Here is an 18,145-nt window from a genome sequence, read left to right on the forward strand (position 1 = left end):
GTTCACGCATCCGTGCGATAGGGGAGGGTTCACGTGTTCCCGACACGACAAAGACGGCTCCGCCGTGTCCTGGCCGCCGCCGTGGTGGCCGCGGCCACCGGATCGACGTTGCTGACGTCACCGGCCTGGGCCGCGGAGGAAGCGTCGCCGGCCACGACCGTCGCCGGCGACAGGGTGCCCGTCGCGCCCGCCATGACTCAGCGTCTCGACGACACGGTCCGCGAGGGCACTCCGGCGCAGGCCGCACGGGCGCACCTGAAGGCCCATCAGGGCACGTACAAGATTCCGGTCGCTGATCTTGAGACCGTGAGCACGAGCAAGGACGGCAAGCAGTCGTCCGTCCGCTTCCAGCAGAGGCACGACGGGGTGCCGGTCTTCGGCGCCGAATACGCCGTGCAGACCGAGGCGGCGGACGGCGGTCAGAACGTCACCTCCGCCACGGGCACCCTGTACACGGACCTGTCGGTCTCCACCACGCCGAGCGTCTCCGAGGCCGCAGCCGAGAAGCGGATGTTGTCCCTCGACGGGAACCTTTCGCGGGTCAAGGGTGCCAAGACCGAGGGTCACGGCCTCATCGTCCTGCCGGACGCCCGAGGCGGCAAGCTGGCCTGGCACTTCACCGTCACGGGCGCCGAAGCCAACGGCAGCCCGGTGCGCCAGGAGGTGTACGTCGACGCGAACATCGGCGGCATCGCCCTCTCGTACAACAACATCGACGCCGCGGATGCCGCGCCGGCCAAGGGAACGGGTGTGCGCGTGGACGGCTCCGAGGCGGAGCTGAACATCAACAAGGAGACGGACGGGTCGTACACGCTCGTCGACTCCACCCGGGACATGTTCGCGCGGACCGGCGGCCAGATACGCACGTACGACGCACAGCGCAAGAGCTACCTGGCCGTAGCGGGTGGCCCGGTCACCGAGGACATTCCTCTGGCGACGTCCGCCGGCGACCGGTTCGACGCCACCAACACATCCTCCGGCGCGGTCGACGCGCACCTGAACGCCGCCAAGGTCTACGAGTTCTACAAGGACGAGATCGGCCGTGACGGCGTCGACGGCAAGGGCGGCACGATCTACTCCGTCGTCAACGTCGCGAGCAACGGCAAGGACTATGCCAACGCCTTCTGGGACGGCTCCAAGATGGTCTACGGCCACATGAACGGTGTGCCGCTGTCCGTGGGCCTGGACGTGGTCGGCCGCGAGATGACCCACGGCGTCACCGAGCACTCCGCCGGGCTCGTCTACCTGAACCAGTCGGGCGCCCTCAACGAGGCGATCTCCGACTACTTCGGTAACGCCATGGAGACCGCCGACAAGGACATCCCCATGAGCGACCCCACCTCCGGCCTGATCGGCGAGTACCTGTGCAACGGCACCAAGCCGTTGGACGAATGCGCCCTGCGCGACCTCAACGACGGCCGCAGCGCGCAGACCGACTACGACCCCATGACGCTCGACTTCGACAACGGGGGTGTGCACGCCAACTCCACGATCGTCGGCGGGGCCATGTGGGACATCCGCAAGCGCCTCGCCCCGAAACTCGCCGACCAGATCGTCTACCGGGCCGCGCAGAACTACCTCACGCCGTTGTCCGGCTTCACCGACATGCGCAACGCGGTAACCCTCGCGGCCGAGTCCCTGAAGGTCTCCGGGGGCGACCTCGACGTCATCCGCAAGGCCTTCGACGCCCACGGCATCGTGGACCGCTGGGAACAGAAGGCCGGCGCCCACGACGGCACCACCATCGGCGCCCATGTGCTGCCCGCCTACGAGGTGTACGGCGGCGTGGACGAGCAGGCCGCGCAGATCAACGGCGACGTCTACGCCATCAGCCACGGCGACGCCATCGCCTGGGACCGGGGTGGCGCCGCCTTCGGTATCACCGTCGGCCGATTCAGCAAGCAGCACGGCGACTCGGAGCACGAGCTCGCCCAGGACGACGCCTACCTGCTCGACCCGTCCCTGGACGACGACCGTATCGTCTTCACCCGGATCACCGCCGACGGCGTCGGCATCTACACCGCGGGGAACAAGGGACAGGGCGCGATCAAGGAGCTGGTCGACGACCCCGGCGCCGACGAGACCGAGCCGGTCACCGACCACGGTGCCCTCGCCTGGATCCGCACCACCCCAGACGGCGAGCAGGACGTCATGCTCCGCAGGGCCGACGGCACCACTGTCAACGTGACGCCCGAGCCCGGCACGAAGGCCGGCCGACTGGCGATGAAGCACGGCAGCATCGCCTGGGCCGGCGGCGCCGACCACAGCTACGTCAGGCTCTATGACATCGCCACCGGCACCACCCAGAGCAAGCGGATCGGCGGCTTCCTCTTCAACTCCGTCGGCGACATCCAGTTCACCGCCGACCGCATCTTCTGGCGGGAGAACAGCAGCCTGTTCGGCTCCACCAGCTTCATGTCCGCGCCGCTGAACGACCTTGCCAAGTGGGCGAAGCTGCGCCTCCCGACGGGGACCTACCTCGCCCAGTTCTCCGTCACCGACGACTACTTCGCGTACTCGACGTACGACGCCTGGAGCGGCCTCGGCGCCTGGAGCGGTCCGGACAAGATCAAGGTTCAGGTCGCCGGTACCGCCGACGTGGTCGCAGGGACCAGCGCCTTCAGCCGCGCCTCCTGCTCGACCGGCGCCCAGCTGGCCCCGTCCCTCGGTGACGGCCAGCGCGTTGCCTGGCTGGACACCACCGCGGCCGACACCGACGTGGTGACCCGAGCCACCTTCGCGGGCACCTGCGAATAGCATCCCAACGCGTCGGGGGCGGGCACCGGATCTTCCGGTGCCCGCCTCTTCGCGTACGGGCGTCGGAACGCTCGTCGACCTCCTGGCGGACGCCGGTGCCGAGCTGAGCTGAGCTGTCAGGGCACTCCGAGCCGTTCACGATCGTTGCCGACAAGGAAGCTCACGTCCAGGAGAGTGCCCGCGGGGGTACCCGGTTCGGGATCGGGGGTCGGCATGACAGTGATCGCGGAAGTGCGCGGAGCAGTCGGCTGGTGTGGCGCCGGGGTCGCCGACAGCGACGATTGGCGGGTCGAGCTCAGCGCCGCCCACAGGGCCGAACTGCGCGCCGCAGTCGGCGCCGTGGAGTCGGCCGGCCTCGGGCTCGCCGACTTCTCACGCGAGGACTTTCCGTTGCCGACCCTCGGCCCCCGCCTCCACCGCCTCGTCGACGAGCTGATGGACGGCCGCGGTTTCGTGCTGTTGCGGGACGCCCCCGTCGCCGATCTGAGCGAGCGGCAATGCGAGATCCTCGCCCTGGGGGTGGGCCGACACGTCGGCCGCACCGTCCCGCAGGGTCCTGGCAAGCACGTGCAACACGTACGCGACCTGGGCGTCGCCCCGTCGGGCTCGACGAGTCACAGCTACCAGCACAGCGGGCGGCTCGGCTACCACGCCGACCCGAACGACGTCGTCGCGCTGCTGTGCATCCGGCCGGCGAAGTCCGGCGGGCTCAGTTGCGTCGTCAGCTCGGTCGCGGTGCACAACGAGGTCGTGCGCACCCGCCCCGACCTGGCTGAGGTGCTGTACCGGCCGTGGTGGCGCGACCGGCGCTCCGGGGACGGCCCCGACAGCTTCTATGAGAGCCCCGTCTACACCGTGGGCAGTGCAGGGCGGCTGTCCACGTCCTACGGCCCCGACTACATGCGTTCGGCGCTGCGCGGCGCCCACGTGCCACCGTTCACCCCTGCGCAACTGGAGGCGATGGACCTGCTCGACCGCCTCAACAACGATCGCCGCTTCATGCTCGCCATGGACCTGCGCGCGGGCGACATGCAGTTCCTGAACAACCACGTCATCCTGCACAGCCGCACCGAGTACGTGGACCACCCGGAGCCGGAGCGCCGTCGTGACCTCGTCCGGCTCTGGCTGAACACCGACCAGGACCGGCACCCGCCGTCCTGAAGGACCGGGCGAGCACAGGTCGAGCCCGGTACCACCGGGCCGGCCCGCGGGGTTACTCCACGACCAGGACGATCTTTCCGGTCGTTCGGCCGGTCTCCCCCGACTCGTGGGCCTTGGCCGCATCCGCGAGGGGGAAAGTGGCCTCGATGTGGGCGCGGAGAGAACCGGCCTCGACGAGATCCGCGATCGCCTTCATGCCCTCGTGGTCGGACTCGACGAGGAGTGTCTCGACGCGGATACCCAGCTCGGCTGCCTTCGCGGCCTCCTGCGGCGAGCCGCCGTTCAGGAGGGAGACGAGGATGCCACCGGGACGGAGTACGTCGAGGGAGCGGGTGCGGGTCTCGCCGGAGAGGGGGTCGAGGACCATGTCGATGTCCTGAACGGCGTCGGCGAAGTCGACGGTGCGGTAGTCGATGACTTCGTCCGCACCGAGCTCGCGTACGAAGTCGTGCTTGGGCGCGCTCGCGGTGCCGATCACGTACGCGCCCAGGGACTTGGCGATCTGTACGGCGAGGTGGCCTACGCCGCCGGCCGCGGCGTGGATGAGGACGCGCTGCCCGGCCCGGACTTCGGCGGTGTCGACGAGTGCCTGGTAGGCGGTGAGGGCGGCGAGCGGAAGCGCTCCCGCCTGGACGTGATCGATGCCGGCCGGCTTGTGGGCAAGGGCGCGGGCGGGTGCGGTCACGTATTCGGCGTGGGAGCCGACGCCGTACGGGTACGGCAGCATGCCGAAGACCTCGTCACCCGGCTTGAAGAGGGTGACCCCGTAACCGACGGCCTCGACCACTCCGGAGACGTCCCAGCCGAGGACGAGCGGAAGGCGGTCGAGGAACAGGCGGTTCGCCCGGTGCTTCCAGTCGGTGGGATTGACGCCGGCCGCCCGGACGGCGACCAGAACCTGGCTCGGGCCCGGAACGGGTTTCGGGAGCCGGACTTCCCTGAGCACGTCCGGGGTTCCGTAGACGTCCTGACTGATCGCGCGCATGGTGGCCTGGTCGGTGTTGTTCGTCATGCGTCCAGCGTGCCGGTCGTCGCCGTTCCGTGCCAGGGCATGCAAGCGATCTCATCGGGATCCCGACATCGGTTCCGCCAGGTGACACTGGATCCTGACGCCTTCCCCGCCGCGCGCCCCGCACGCAGGGAAGACGTCAGCGTAGGTCGGCCGGGTGGACGACACTTCCTCCGAGCCAAGGGGTGCGGCCACCATGTGTCGCCGTGGGCGACCGGTCAGCGGGCCTGCCGCGCCCGTTCCAGATAGCCGACCAGAGCGGTCATCCGGTCAGCGGGCCAGGGTAGACGGCGGCTGAGTTCGGCGCTGTTGTCCTGCCACATGCGCCGAGCTGCAGCCTTGGTCCGCTCGCCCTGCTCGCCGACGGCGTGGAACGTGGCGCCCAGTTCATCCCAGCACCCGACCAGGTCCTGCACCTGCGGATCGTCGACGGGGGTGCTGTCCCGCACATGGGCGAGGAGCTGTTCGACCAGCTCCGCCCATCGGTTCCTGGCCGCGTTCACGGCGTCAGGGCCGAGTTCGGCCCTGCGCTCGGCAAGTTGCTCCCGCTGCTCCTGCGTGAAACCGGTCTCGTACACCGAGATCATCTCCAAGGTCGTCATGAATTGATCCGGATCGGGCAGCGACGATTCGTCCAGCTGACGCACCAACCCGTGAATCCGGCTACTGAGCCGGTGGATGCGTTCGGCCTGCTCCTGCAAGTTGCAAAGCTGAGTGGCCAGTAGGGCGCGCAGTGTCACCAGATCGTCGGAAGAGTCCTCGAGCACTCCCGCGATCTGCTCCAGCGACAGCCCGAGAGCACGCAGCGCCCGGATCCGGTACAGCCGCCGCAGATCACCTTCGGTGTAGCGGCGGTGCCCTGAGGCGGTGCGCTCGCTCGCGCTCAGCAGGCCGATCTCGTCGTAGTGGTACAGCGCGCGCACGGTCAGCCCGCTCGCGTGCGCAAGGTCCCCGATGCTCCACCGGCGTCCGGTGGCGTCCTTCCCGATCACGTCGAACACGGTAGAACCTCCCGTCGCGGGAGGTTCAAGGGCCGAACTCGTCACGAAGAAGCGATGGGGCCCATGGCGTGCGTGGTAGTCACGAGGCCAACTCCTTGCCGAGATGTCACCTTTGTTGTCTCACCCGGCATCCGCCTCACGAAGCAGAGGCCGAGAGGAGGCGAGGCAGATGGAGGCATATTTACTACTTTGCGAAGTTGTTACCTGTGTGGGTGGTGCGTCCCCATGCTCGGCCGTAGCGTCGATAGCGGAACATCCGTTGAGGAGAGGCCGGAAGCGCCGTCAGGCACCTGCTCCGGTCTCCGCGGCCCGCACCGCGGAGCGGGCAGGGCGTACGCGAGGCCTCATGGGCCCGGAGTAGAGACTGCTGGGGAGCGGACATGCAGAGACTCAAACTGAGGACAGCGGTCCTGATCTGTGCCGCGGTGTCCCTCGCAACGGCCGTCGTACCGGCATCGGCCGCCACGAAGCCGAAGTCGCCCGACACCGTGATCGTCGACTGCTTCTCGAAGCCTCAAGCACACCCAGGCACGTTCCTGATTGCCTGCGGGGACGGCAACAGCATCCTCACCGCGCTCCGGTGGTCGGCCTGGAAGCCGAAATTCGCCACGGGCAGCGGGCTCAACGTACTGAACGACTGCCGGCCCTACTGTGCTGCGGGCAAGTTCCACTCCTATCCGGTGGACGTCAGGCTCGACCGCCCGAAGCCATGGCAGAAGCATCCTGGGAAGCAGCACTACACCGAGATGCACCTCGTCTACACGGGCCACAAGCCGTCACAGATGCCGAGCGAAATGACATACCGGCTCTGGAACTGACGGTTGACCCAAGTCGCACGAAGCAGCCCGTTCAACGGCGGTCTACCGCACTCGGCGCAGATGTGCCACATGTACCGCCGGACGGACCCGAGAAAGGCGAGCTGCGGCTCTACCGCCAGGCGCTTACTCGGAGCCGCGGCGTACCCGTGCGGCCCTGCGGGCCTCGGCCATCTTGCGGGCATCACCGCCCCGGCGGGATCCGCCACCGGTGCGCCCGGATTCGCCCCGGGGGGCACCCATGCCGCGGAACGGGGCGTTGCCGCTCTTCGGCCGCGCTGCCGCAGGACCGCCGTCGAGGGGAACGCCCGAGGGGGTCCGGGCACCGGTGATCCGACTCAGTTCCGCCTCGCCCGAGCGCACCGCGGTGATCTTCGGCGTGATGCCGGCGTCAGCCATGAGCCTGCTCATTTCGCGGCGCCCGCTCGAAGGGACCAGGGTGACGACACTGCCGGACTCACCGGCACGGGCGGTGCGCCCTGCACGGTGCAGATAGTCCTTGTGGTCGCTGGGCGGGTCGACGTTGACCACCAGGTCCAGGTCGTCCACGTGCAGGCCCCGGGCCGCGACATTGGTGGCCACCAGCGCGGTGACCTGACCGTTCTTGAACTGGGCGAGGGTGCGCGTGCGCTGGGGCTGGGACTTTCCGCTGTGCAGCGCGGCCGCACGGACACCACTGGCCCGCAGATGCTTGGTCAATTGGTCGACCGCATGCTTGGTGTCCAGGAACAGGAGCACCCGGCCGTCGCGGGCCGCGATCTCGGTCGTGACGGCGTACCGGTCGGCGCCGTGGACGGTCAGCACGTGGTGTTCCATGGTCGTGACCGCCCCCGCCGACGGGTCGACCGAGTGGACCGCCGGGTCGTGGAGGTAGCTGCGGACCAGCAGGTCGACATCGCGGTCCAAGGTCGCCGAGAACAGCATGCGCTGCCCGTCGGGGCGCACCTGATCGAGCAGTTCGGTGACCTGGGGCAGGAAGCCCATGTCGCACATCTGGTCGGCCTCGTCCAGCACGGTGATACGCACCCGGTCCAGGCGGCAGTCCTTGCGCTCGATGAGGTCGTGCAGGCGTCCGGGGGTCGCTACGACGACCTCCGCCCCGGCGCGCAGCGCACCGGCCTGCCTGCCGATCGATATGCCGCCGACCACTGTGACCATCCGCAGCTTCAGAGCCTGGGCGTACGGTGCGAGCGCCTCGCCGACCTGCTGGGCCAGTTCCCTGGTGGGGACCAGGATCAGCCCGAGCGGCTGCTTCGGCTCCGCGCGCAGGCTCGCGATCCGCGTCAGCAGCGCCAGGCCGAAAGCCAGAGTCTTGCCCGATCCGGTGCGCCCCCGGCCCAGGACGTCCCGGCCCGCGAGGGAGTTAGGCAGCGTCGCCGCCTGAATCGGGAACGGATGGTCCACGCCCCGGCCGGTGAGCGTCTCCAGCAGGGCGAGCGGCAGGTCCAGATCGGCGAACGACGCCACCGCCGGGAGGGCCGGGGTGACCGTGTCAGGCAGGGCGAATTCACCCGTCGGGGCGTTCGTGCGAGCTGAGCGCGTCATTGGGGAGCCTTCCTCGATGTGCGGCACGTATCGAGGAATTCCCGGCAGACGGAGAAGCCGGCAAACCGCAAGAACGGGCAAGTGAAGATGATTGAGGCCATCAACGGTAGCAGCCGGTACTCACCAGGAGCGTGAAAGCTCAAGCACCGGGGGGGCCGTCCGCCCCACCAGTGCGATCCGGTCCCTGACCACGGCCGTGCGCATCGCATAGGCTCGGCGGATGGCAAAGTACTTTGACGTGCACCCCGAAAATCCTCAGCGGCGCGCCATCAGCAGCGTCGCTGACAGCATCCGCTCCGGTGCGCTCGTCGCGTACCCGACGGACTCCTGCTACGCCCTGGGATGCCAGCTGGGCAACCGTGACGGCATCAGCCGCATCCGGTCGATCCGTAACCTCGACGATCGTCACCACTTCACCCTTGTGTGCGAGGACTTCGCGCAGCTGGGCCAGTTCGTGCACATCGACAACGACGTGTTCCGCGCGATCAAGGCAGCCACGCCCGGCAGCTACACCTTCATCCTCCCTGCGACTAAGGAGGTGCCGCGGCAGCTGCTGCACCCCAAGAAGAAGACGGTCGGAGTCCGCATTCCCGACCATGCCGTCGCTCAGGCCCTGGTCGCCGAGCTCGGTGAGCCGCTGCTGTCCAGCACGCTGCTCCTTCCCGACGAGGACGAGCCGTTGACGCAGGGCTGGGAGATCAAGGAGCGGCTCGACCACGTGGTGGACGCCGTGGTCGACTCGGGAGACTGCGGCACCGAACCGACCACGGTCATCGATTTCTCCGACGGAGAAGCGGAGATCGTACGCCGGGGAGCGGGCGACACCACACGCTTCGAGTAGCCATACCACAACCCGATGAAAGAGGGATGAACCGGGCGTACGCTGGGCAAAACGCCGGTACACCGCAATTGGGCGATGGAGGCGGAGCATGACCGACCCCCACGGCTTCCTCAAAGTTCCCCGTCGGCCCGTACCGGCGCGCCCCGTCGAGGAACGGCTGGGCGACTGGGACGAGGTCTATGCGGGGCAGGCTCGGCTTCCGCTCGTGTCCGAGCAGGCGGGGCGCTGCATGGACTGCGGCATACCGTTCTGTCACAGCGGCTGTCCGCTGGGCAACCTGATCCCCGAGTGGAACGCGTACGCCGCGAAGGACGACTGGTGGGCCGCCGCCGAGCGGCTGCACGCCACGAACAACTTCCCCGAGTTCACCGGGCGGCTGTGCCCGGCCCCATGTGAGGACGCCTGCGTGCTCACCATCAATACGGATCCTGTGACGATCAAGAACGTCGAGCAGGCGATCGCCGACGAGATCTGGGCGCGCGGGTACGCGCCACCGCGACCGCCCGAGCGGCTCAGCGGGAAGACCGTCGCCATCATCGGTTCCGGGCCGGCCGGACTGGCGGCAGCACAGCAACTCACCCGCATCGGTCACACCGTCGCCGTCTATGAGCGCGCCGACCGCGTCGGCGGACTGCTGCGCTACGGCATACCCGCGTTCAAGATGGAGAAGCAGCACTTGAACCGCCGCATCGAGCAGATGCGGTCGGAGGGCACGAAGTTCCGCACGGGTGTGGACGTCGGCAGCGATCTCGATGCCATCGAGCTCACAAGACGTCATGACGCGGTGGTCGTGGCCGTCGGAGCCAGGGGACAACGGGAGCTGCCGGTACCCGGCCGTGAGCTGCACGGCATCCATCAGGCCATGGACTATCTGACCTTCGCCAACCGGGTCGGGGAGGGCGACTACGTCTCGTCCCCCGTCACGGCCGAGGGCAAGCACGTGGTGATCATCGGAGGCGGGGACACCGGTTCGGACTGTCTGGGCACCGCACTGCGTCAGGGCGCGACGTCCGTGGTGCAGCTGGACATCAATCCGGAGCCCGGCGAGGTCCGTCGGGACACCGAGCCCTGGCCCACGTATCCGAAGGTCTACCGGATCTCCCATGCGCATGAAGAGGGCCGGGAGCGGAAGGGTACGGATCCACGGATCTTCTCCTCCGCCACCCTCCGTCTCGAAGGGGACGGGCAGGGCCACGTGCGCGGCATACGCCTGGCGGAGGTGGAACCCGAGGACAGAAGGCCGCGACCCGACACCGAACACGTGATATCGGCGGATCTGGTCCTGCTCGCCCTCGGCTTCTACGGTCCCGAACGGGGCACCGGTCTGATGAGGCAACTCGCACTCACGCTGGACGGCCGCGGTAACTTCGCCCGGGATGCCCACTTCGCCGCCGAGACGGCGGAGCGGGCCCGGAGCCCCGAGCGGACGGTCCGCACCGGGACGGACGGGGTCTTCATCGCCGGCGACGCGGGACGTGGCCAGTCGCTCGTGGTGTGGGCCATCGCAGAGGGACGGTCCGCCGCGGCCGCGGCGGACCGGTATCTGAGCGGCTCCACCGAGCTGCCGGCCCCCGTCGCCCCGAGCGACCGCCCATTGGTGGCATGAGCGCTTCCGGTACCCCGCGCCCACGATCGAGATCGCTGCCTCGGCGGAGCCGCGACGGTCTTCCGTCTACGCTCCTGCGGCGTGCTGGATCATGAGATGACGGGGACCGCGCAGCACTGGACTGCGCCGGTACGGGGGTGGGTCCTCGACCAGGCGGGGGTCGTCGAGGCTGCGCACGAGCGCATCGAGTGCGATCTGTGCCTCGACGCGGGCAAGCGGGGCGCCGAAGCAGTTGTGGATGCCACTGCCGAAGCCGAAGTGCTGATTGTCCTCACGCATCGGGTCGAAATCGTCCGGGGCGTCGAACCTCAGGGGGTCCCGGTTGCCGGAGGCGAGCACAAGGATCAGAGAGGCGCCCTTCGGAATGGTGACGCCCGCGACCTCGATGTCGGTGAGCGGTGAGCGCTGCGGCAGGAACTGGACCGGGGGCTCGTAGCGCAGCAGTTCCTCCACGGCCCTCGGCATGAGTTCGGGTGCGGCGCGCAGCTTCGCCAGGATGTCGGGGTGGCGCAGGAGGGTGAGCATGCCGTTGGTGATCAGGTTGACGGTCGTCTCGTGTCCGGCGATGAGCAGCAGTACAGCGGTGGCCATCAGTTCCGGCTGGGTGAGACGGCCTCCGGGTCCTTCGTCGTTGGCCAGGGCGGAGAGCATGTCGCCGGACGGGTGGCCGCGCCGCTTCTCGGCGAGGTCCCCCAGATAGTGCGCCATCGCGTCCCGCGCCTCCATGGCCGACTGTCGACGCTGCTCCGGGTCCTCCCCGTGACTGAAGTCGAAGCCGGCGATGATCGTGTTCGTCCAGGCACGGACGCGGGGCACATCTTCCTGGGGCACGCCCAGGAGCCCGCAGATCACCGTGACGGGCAGCGGGTAGGCGAAGTCGTCGACGAGGTCGATCCGGTCCTTGCCCCGGAACTCGTGGATCAGTTCGTCGGCGATCCGGGTGATGTCGCCCTGCAGGGCGTCGATCCGTCCCGGGGTGTGCGGTGGACCGAAAGGACGCATGGCGATGCGGCGGAGCCGGTCGTGTTCGGGATCGTCGACGCCGATGAAGGCCGGCGGCATGTCGTCCGACCTGGCAAGCAGCGGGTCGGGATCCGTTCGGTTACGCAGGTCCGAGCTGATCCGCGGGTCGTGGAGCAGGGCGGCGATCTCATGGTAGGTGCCCACCAGGTAGCTGCCGTCGCCCTGCAGTGACACGCCGTTCTCGCGGAGTTCTGCGTAGAGCGGATACGGGTCGGCGCGGTTCGTGTAGTCGGTGATGCGTTCAAAGAGGGTGTCCGGGGGCATGCGTGGGGCTCCTCATCGAGTGTGGGCGGCGGTCGGGGGTGATTCGGCCCGCACCAGAATCAGGTGCCGGTCCGGCAGATGACCGGTGAGAGCCACGGTCGGTCCGTGCGAGAGCAGCTGAGGTGACGGCACGTCGGAGGGGACGGGCGTGGACGAACCCGACAGGTCGGCGGCACCGGGGGCGGGTGGGAACGGTGCAGCCGTCTCGATGAGGTACTGGTAGTGCTCCAGCCATTTGGCACGGTTCACACTGACCGCGGCGGTGACACGTCCCCGGTAGCCGTACACGGCGACGAACCGGCCCTCGCGCAACGAGCCCTGGGCGATGACCACTTGATCGGAGAAGGTCGGTACGCCCACGGACTTGATGTTGAGGCCGAACTGGCTGGACCAGAAGGCGGGTACGGACAGGTGCGGGCGCCTGCGTGGTCCCGGGTTGATCATGTTGTGGGCCGCCACTTCGGCCTGTGCAACCGCGTTGCCCCAGTGTTCGAGGGAGAGCATCTGGTACTCGAAGAGCGGATGCGGGAAGCGTGCCACGTCTCCGGCGACGAAGACATCGTCGGTGACGATCCCGTACATGTCGAAGGCACGGCATCCCGCGTCGCAGGCGACGCCTCGCGGGCCCGCGGCCAGGCCTGATCCGTCGAGCCATTCGGTGTTGCGGATGGCTCCCAGTGCGACCACGGCGACATCGGCGTCGATCCGCCGGCCGTCGGAGAACTCGGCGCCGGTGAGCCGGCCGTTGCTGCCCTTCAGAGCGGTAACGGTCACGCCGCAGCGCAGGTCGACCCCGTGCGCACGCTGCAGCCGCCCCGCATAGCTGCCGAGCGTCCCGCCGAGCGCGCCGACGAGAGGCGAGGGTCCCCGTTCGGCGACCGTTACGTCGAGCCCGCGCTCCCGGCAGGCTGACGCGATCTCCGAGCCGATGAATCCGGCACCGATCACCAGGACCCGGCGCGGTCCTGCGTCGAGGAGTTCGGCGAGGCGGGCCGCGTCGTCATTCGTCCGCAGGGTGATTACGCCGTCCAGGCGGGCTTCGTCGGAGTTCGCCCACGGTCGGGCCCGGGTCCCGGTGGCGATCAGCAGCCGGTCGAAGGGAAGCTCTTCGCCATCGGCGAGGATCACGCTTTTCTTGATCGGGTCGACCCCGACGGCGCGGACACCGAGCTTCCATCGGGCGTCCACCTCGCGGCGGCTCGGCAGCCCGACGTCATGCGCGTGGACCCGCCCGAGCAGCACCTGCTTGGACAGCGGGGGTCTGTCGTAAGGAGGGTGGGGTTCCTCCCCCACAAGGGTCAGCGATCCGGCGAAGCCCTCGTCACGCAACGTCTCGGCGGCGCGCAGACCGGCCAGCGACGCACCGACGACGACGATCCGGCCGATGCCACTCACGGAGCGCCGACGCCCGCAGGCTCGCCGACGAGGATGGCCTGTACCGGACAGGCCACCGCTGCCCGGCGGACGCGCTCATACTGGTCTGCGGGCACGGTCGGCGTGAACATCAGGGCCTCCTCGCCATGCAGCTCGAACACCTGCGGGGCGAGAAAGACGCACTGCGCATACCCCTGGCAGCGATTGAGGTCGACAACGATCTGCATCCCGGCCCACTCCTCCCTGCCACCCGTCATCTCTGTCCTACTGCCTGCCGGTGGCCCACGCGAACGATGCGGGTCCATCCGGGTTCTCGGGCCGACGGGTCGGCAAGAGCGGTGGCCGCCGCAGACCGCGCGCCGGGGAAGCACTGGTTCCACGCGCTCCGGCCCGACGATGCCGCGGACGTCACGTGATCGGCGACAGGGCCGGTGGACGCGCACAACCGCGCACGGACGCGCGGTACCGCGGTTCGTCGGAGGGGGCGGGCTTCCCCGGCGGACGGGACCCGTGAGGGCCAGCAGCGGTACCCGGTGCAGCAGTTCCCAGGGGCTCCCCCGCTCGGTCGTAGGAGCGGCTGGCGCGATGGCCCCTATCGGTGGCCGAGCACGTTGACGACCCGACCGTTGGGGTCCCGGACGAAGAACCGGCGTACGCCCCATTCCTCGTCCTGCAACGGGTGCAGGATCTCCGCACCGCTGTCACGCACGACCGCGTAGGCGGCGTCCACGTCGTCCACCTCGACGCTCAGGTCGGGCACGACCGGTGCGGTCCTGTCGTTCGTCATGAAGCTGACCTGCGCCGTCGGAGCGGACGGAGAGGCAAGCGTCATGATCCAGCCGTGGTTCATGACCTCTTCGAGGCCCAGCAGACCGTAGAAGTCGCGGCTCTCCTGTACGGTCTCCGACTGGATGTTGGGCACGACACGGCGAACGGCCATCAACGCCTCCATATGAAGTGATCGTGTCCATGAACCGCCGGCAACTTCGGGCAGACACTCTCGCATCGGGCTCCAGGCTATAAGGGCTGTCCCGTAATCCCTGGCGGGCGCACGACTATTACGGCACCTCCCTCCGCGCGTCCTTCTCAAGCCTTGACCGGTGCGGTCGGGGTCGCCCTCCCTGATCGCGCTTCCGTCGCAGCGCGTTCGGCAGTGCTGCGGTAGGCGAACCACGGCATGAAGAGCTGCGTGGTCGGGCCGACCGCGAGTGCGTACAGCACCGTGCCGGCCCCCACCCTTCCACCGAGCAGCCAGCCCACGCCGAGCACGGTGATCTCGATCAGGGTGCGGATGAGCCGGATGGAACGCCCGGTCGCGGCGGACGCGCCGGTCATCAGACCGTCCCGGGGGCCGGGGCCGAAGCGCGCGCCGACGTAGACGGCGACGGAGAACCCGTTGAGGAAGACACCTCCGACGAGCAGGCCGACCCTGGCGGGAAAGCCGAGGCCCTCGGGGACGAGCAGGAGGCCGAGGTCGGACGAACACGCCAGGACGACGATGTTCGCGACGGTGCCGAACGTCGGCCTCTGCTTGAGCGGGATCCACAACAGGAGCACGAGAACCCCGACGGCGCCCGTGATCGTGCCGAAGCTCAGGGAGGTGTGGTGCGCCAGACCCTCGTTGAGGACGCTCCAGGGGTTGACGCCCAACGAGGCTCGGACCGTGAGCGAGAGGCTGAATCCGTACAGGGCGAGACCGATGAAGAGCTGAGGAAGGCGCCTGCGCAGTTGCTCGTCGAAGGGGACGTAGGTGAGGGAGGGCGCGGACGGGCGCCTCTTGAGCACCGGTGGAGCGGCAGTGCGTTCCTCGTCACCGCGCCAGGGTTCGGGCTCGCAGCGGTCGATGTTCTCCTGCTCCATACCAGTCGCCTCCAGCGAGTTCGGGTGGCTCAAGGCCACAGGCGGCGAGTCTGTACAGTGATTGGCCCAGACAACACGGCCAATCCGGGGAGAGTGGTATGGCGGACTCGAATCCGTTCCGACCGGTGGACCGGGCGAACCGTACCGGCCGGACCCTGGGGAGCCGACAGCTCGCCGCGCTGCTGCCCGACCCGACGGGAATGAGGCCCGCCTACCGACACCTGGCCCAGGCGATCAGCGCGCTGATTCTGGACGGACGGATCGCCTTGCACGTCAGACTGCCTGCCGAGCGAGAGCTGGCCGCCGCTCTGAAGACCAGCAGGGCCACCGTCACCGCCGTGTACGACCTGCTGCGCGAGAGCGGCTACGCGCACAGCCGTCAGGGCTCCGGCACCTGGACGGCCCTGCCGGAAGGCCGTGCGCCCAGCGGCATCACCCGACTCCTCGGACCGCAGGACACCGCGATCGACCTGGCCAGGGCCGCGCCCGGTCTGCCGGAACAGACGCTCGTCGACGCCCTCGTCCAGGTCGCCCCCCGGCTGGCCGAGCACGCTCACACACCCGGCTACCACCCCTACGGGCTTCCGGAACTGCGCGCCGTCATCGCCGAACGTTTCACTCGGCGCGGCCTGGCCACCGTGCCCGAACAGATCCTGCTGACCTCCGGCGCCCAGCACGCACTCACACTGGTCCTGGGGTTGTTGTGCCGACCCGGCGACCGGATCATGGTCGAGAATCCGTCCTACCCGAACGCACTGGAGGCCATGCGTCGCGCCCAGCTCCGTACCGTGTCGGCCCCGGTGACCGACACCGGCTGGGACATCGAGATCATCGAATCGACCCTGCGCCAAGTGGTGCCCCAACTGGCTTACCTGATCCCCGACTTCCACAACCCCACGGGTTGCCTCATGCCCGATGAGGAGCGCGCCCGCATCCTGCGCGTCGCTCAGCGCTCCGGCACCTGGCTGGTCATCGACGAGACCCTCGCCGACCTCGCCCTCGACGTCCCGGCCCCAATGCCCTTCGCCGCCCATGCCCTGCCCGGTGGGAACGGCCAGGTCATCACCATCGGCTCGATGAGCAAGACCCACTGGGGCGGTCTGCGCATCGGCTGGCTGCGTGCCCCGTCGCGGCTGGTGACCGAGCTCGCCGGCCAACGAATCGCCACCGACATGGGCGGCTCGGTCCTTGACCAGCTCCTGGCCCTCGCCCTGCTGGATCAGGCCGACGAGCTGTTGCCGCCACGCCTGGACCACATGCGCGAGCAGCGCGCCGCCCTGGCCACTGCCCTGGCCGAGCACATTCCGCAGTGGACCTGGCAGCTGCCGCCCGGCGGTCTCTCGCTGTGGGTCGACCTCGGCGAGCCCATCGCCTCACCGCTGGCCGAGCGCGCCCTGGACTACGGGGTGCGGATCGAGGGCGGCGCCTACTTCGCCACCGACCCCGGCATCTTCGAACAGCGCCTCCGCATTCCGTACACGACGTCTCCCGACACCCTGCGCGAAGCCGTGCGCCGCATGGCCACCGCGCTCGCCGACGGCCTTCCACCCTCGTCCGCGACCCGGCGGCCGCATTGGGTCGCCTGACGCCGCCCGCGCCGGATTCTGCGCCAACAGCTCGTCGTCCGGTGTCCAGGATCGAGAGAAGGGCGCCTGAACTGGGTCGATGCCCACCAGGCGCCCTTCACGTCACCACGTCATGCGGCTCGGGCACGGCATGGGTCGGAGGCCCACCCGGCTTCCCGGCCGACACTCACCGACGGACCGCGCGCCGGTCAGCCGAGTCAGACGGCGAAGACGTGCAGATTGGCGTTGACGGGCAGCGTCACACTCTTGATCCGCTTTCCGTCGGGCACCGAGAAGGGCGCTGTCGCAAACACGTACGCGGCAGGGCCGCGGCCCCCTGACTCGTTGCGGTGATCGGTGCGGGCCACAACCGTGTTGTCGAACACCGGGTCCGTTCCGCCGCCCGGCAGCGTCCAGTCGCCGAACGCCAGGTCGGTGGCAGCGGTGGTGCCGTCGGTGAAGGTCACCGTCGCGCTGCCCCGTTGGTCGCCGTGGGTGGCGGATCCGACGAACAGCAGCTTCTCCGCGTTCTCGGCCCGGTCCGCCAGTTCGAGCCGCTGACCGGCTGCGACCGCGTTGTCGGGGCTGCCCTGCGGAGCTGCCGGCCAGACGAAGGACGCGCCCGAAGCCTCGACCCGGGCCCCTCCGTCGAGACCCGCGGCAGCGAGGGCCTGGCGGGAGTAGCTGCTGCCGTCCCCGTCGTAGTTGCCCTGGCCGCGGTCGGCGTCGCCGGACGAACCGGCGTTGTCGTACCCGGCGGCCAGGCTGCCCGCAGGGGCGACCAGCACGATCGCGGAAAAGTGCAGCGGATCCTTGTCCGTCGCGGTTCCACGGACCGTCAGCGGAACTTCGTGGTAGCCCCCCGGCATCCCGGGGTCTGCCTCGATCTTGAGCGTGGCACGCCCGGCACCGGTCCTGGCGTCCAGCCTCAGCCGTTGTGCCGCCGGCGTGGCCCTCAGCCCCTTCGCGGCTCCGCAGTGACGGTCAGTGTCTGGTCGTGCCCGCCCAGGCGCTGGGCGTCGACGGTGAGTTCGGCCGCCTCACCGCCCGGTACGGCCGTGATCCGGTTCGGGGTCGCGCCCGCCAGGAAGGGGCCTTCGCCCGTCCGGTACGACGGGGGTGCCGCCTTCGGTGAGGTCGCCCATTTCTTGTCCGGGGTGCTGGAGCGGGTGAAGTCGAGGCGGCCGCCGCTCTTCACGACGGACTGCGGCAGATAGGTGCGCTCCCGGGTGCGGAGCCCGATGCGCCTCGCTCGATCGTCTGTAGACTTGCCATAACGGCAATAAAATTTGCGTCCGTGCTCGGGTGACTCGCAGAGTGGCCG

The 18,145-nt window shown here is 69.1% G+C and carries 16 protein-coding genes; 6 read left to right on the forward strand and 10 right to left on the reverse strand.

What is annotated here, in order from left to right:
• Positions 1 to 33 precede the first annotated feature (33 nt).
• Entirely contained in the window at positions 34 to 2,757 is a 2,724-nt protein-coding gene (locus ACFYP5_RS10510; protein WP_389033246.1) for a M4 family metallopeptidase, read from the forward strand.
• A 213-nt stretch (positions 2,758 to 2,970) separates the two neighbouring features.
• Positions 2,971 to 3,918, forward strand: coding sequence for a TauD/TfdA family dioxygenase (locus tag ACFYP5_RS10515; RefSeq protein ID WP_389033249.1), 948 nt, complete (start codon positions 2,971 to 2,973; stop codon positions 3,916 to 3,918).
• Positions 3,919 to 3,970: 52 nt separating this feature from the next.
• Here ACFYP5_RS10515 and ACFYP5_RS10520 read toward each other — a convergent pair whose 3' ends face one another.
• Complete coding sequence (locus ACFYP5_RS10520; RefSeq protein ID WP_389034415.1) at positions 3,971 to 4,903, reverse strand: NADP-dependent oxidoreductase; 933 nt, start codon at positions 4,901 to 4,903, stop codon at positions 3,971 to 3,973.
• A gap of 242 nt (positions 4,904 to 5,145) precedes the next feature.
• Entirely contained in the window at positions 5,146 to 5,919 is a 774-nt protein-coding gene (locus ACFYP5_RS10525; RefSeq protein WP_389033252.1) for a MerR family transcriptional regulator, read from the reverse strand.
• 389 nt (positions 5,920 to 6,308) lie between these two features.
• On the opposite strand from ACFYP5_RS10525, the gene ACFYP5_RS10530 reads away from it, so the two are divergent.
• Complete coding sequence (locus ACFYP5_RS10530; protein ID WP_389033255.1) at positions 6,309 to 6,746, forward strand: hypothetical protein; 438 nt, start codon at positions 6,309 to 6,311, stop codon at positions 6,744 to 6,746.
• Positions 6,747 to 6,869: 123 nt separating this feature from the next.
• On the opposite strand, the gene ACFYP5_RS10535 is transcribed toward ACFYP5_RS10530, so the two are convergent.
• Positions 6,870 to 8,288, reverse strand: a complete 1,419-nt coding sequence (locus tag ACFYP5_RS10535) for a DEAD/DEAH box helicase (protein ID WP_389033258.1) — start codon at positions 8,286 to 8,288, stop codon at positions 6,870 to 6,872.
• Positions 8,289 to 8,508: 220 nt separating this feature from the next.
• On the opposite strand from ACFYP5_RS10535, the gene ACFYP5_RS10540 reads away from it, so the two are divergent.
• Both ACFYP5_RS10540 and ACFYP5_RS10545 read left to right on the forward strand, forming a co-directional pair.
• Positions 8,509 to 9,129: an L-threonylcarbamoyladenylate synthase gene (locus ACFYP5_RS10540; RefSeq protein ID WP_030976111.1), complete on the forward strand. Its 621-nt coding sequence runs from the start codon at positions 8,509 to 8,511 to the stop codon at positions 9,127 to 9,129.
• A gap of 88 nt (positions 9,130 to 9,217) precedes the next feature.
• Positions 9,218 to 10,735: a glutamate synthase subunit beta gene (locus ACFYP5_RS10545; RefSeq protein ID WP_389033261.1), complete on the forward strand. Its 1,518-nt coding sequence runs from the start codon at positions 9,218 to 9,220 to the stop codon at positions 10,733 to 10,735.
• A 66-nt stretch (positions 10,736 to 10,801) separates the two neighbouring features.
• On the opposite strand, the gene ACFYP5_RS10550 is transcribed toward ACFYP5_RS10545, so the two are convergent.
• From ACFYP5_RS10550 to ACFYP5_RS10570, 5 genes are all read right to left on the reverse strand, one after another.
• Complete coding sequence (locus ACFYP5_RS10550; protein WP_389033264.1) at positions 10,802 to 12,022, reverse strand: cytochrome P450; 1,221 nt, start codon at positions 12,020 to 12,022, stop codon at positions 10,802 to 10,804.
• Positions 12,023 to 12,034: 12 nt separating this feature from the next.
• Positions 12,035 to 13,417, reverse strand: coding sequence for an NAD(P)/FAD-dependent oxidoreductase (locus tag ACFYP5_RS10555; RefSeq protein ID WP_389033266.1), 1,383 nt, complete (start codon positions 13,415 to 13,417; stop codon positions 12,035 to 12,037).
• A complete protein-coding gene (locus ACFYP5_RS10560; protein WP_389033269.1) occupies positions 13,414 to 13,623 on the reverse strand; it encodes a ferredoxin in 210 nt (69 codons plus the stop codon). The genes ACFYP5_RS10555 and ACFYP5_RS10560 overlap by 4 nt, the downstream gene beginning before the upstream one ends.
• A 365-nt stretch (positions 13,624 to 13,988) precedes the next feature.
• Positions 13,989 to 14,336: a VOC family protein gene (locus ACFYP5_RS10565; protein WP_389033272.1), complete on the reverse strand. Its 348-nt coding sequence runs from the start codon at positions 14,334 to 14,336 to the stop codon at positions 13,989 to 13,991.
• Positions 14,337 to 14,482: 146 nt separating this feature from the next.
• Positions 14,483 to 15,256 carry a YitT family protein gene (locus ACFYP5_RS10570; RefSeq protein ID WP_389033275.1) on the reverse strand — a complete coding sequence of 258 codons (774 nt, stop codon included), beginning with the start codon at positions 15,254 to 15,256 and terminating at the stop codon, positions 14,483 to 14,485.
• Between the two features lie 98 nt (positions 15,257 to 15,354).
• On the opposite strand from ACFYP5_RS10570, the gene ACFYP5_RS10575 reads away from it, so the two are divergent.
• Positions 15,355 to 16,842 (forward strand): PLP-dependent aminotransferase family protein, encoded by a 1,488-nt coding sequence (locus tag ACFYP5_RS10575; RefSeq protein WP_389033278.1) that lies wholly within the window; start codon positions 15,355 to 15,357, stop codon positions 16,840 to 16,842.
• A gap of 197 nt (positions 16,843 to 17,039) precedes the next feature.
• On the opposite strand, the gene ACFYP5_RS10580 is transcribed toward ACFYP5_RS10575, so the two are convergent.
• A complete protein-coding gene (locus ACFYP5_RS10580; protein WP_389033280.1) occupies positions 17,040 to 17,690 on the reverse strand; it encodes a hypothetical protein in 651 nt (216 codons plus the stop codon).
• 86 nt (positions 17,691 to 17,776) lie between these two features.
• Entirely contained in the window at positions 17,777 to 18,019 is a 243-nt protein-coding gene (locus tag ACFYP5_RS10585; protein WP_389033282.1) for a hypothetical protein, read from the reverse strand.
• Positions 18,020 to 18,145 lie beyond the last annotated feature (126 nt).

This window comes from Streptomyces sp. NPDC005262, assembly GCF_042872425.1.
Classification (GTDB): Bacteria; Actinomycetota; Actinomycetes; order Streptomycetales; family Streptomycetaceae; genus Streptomyces.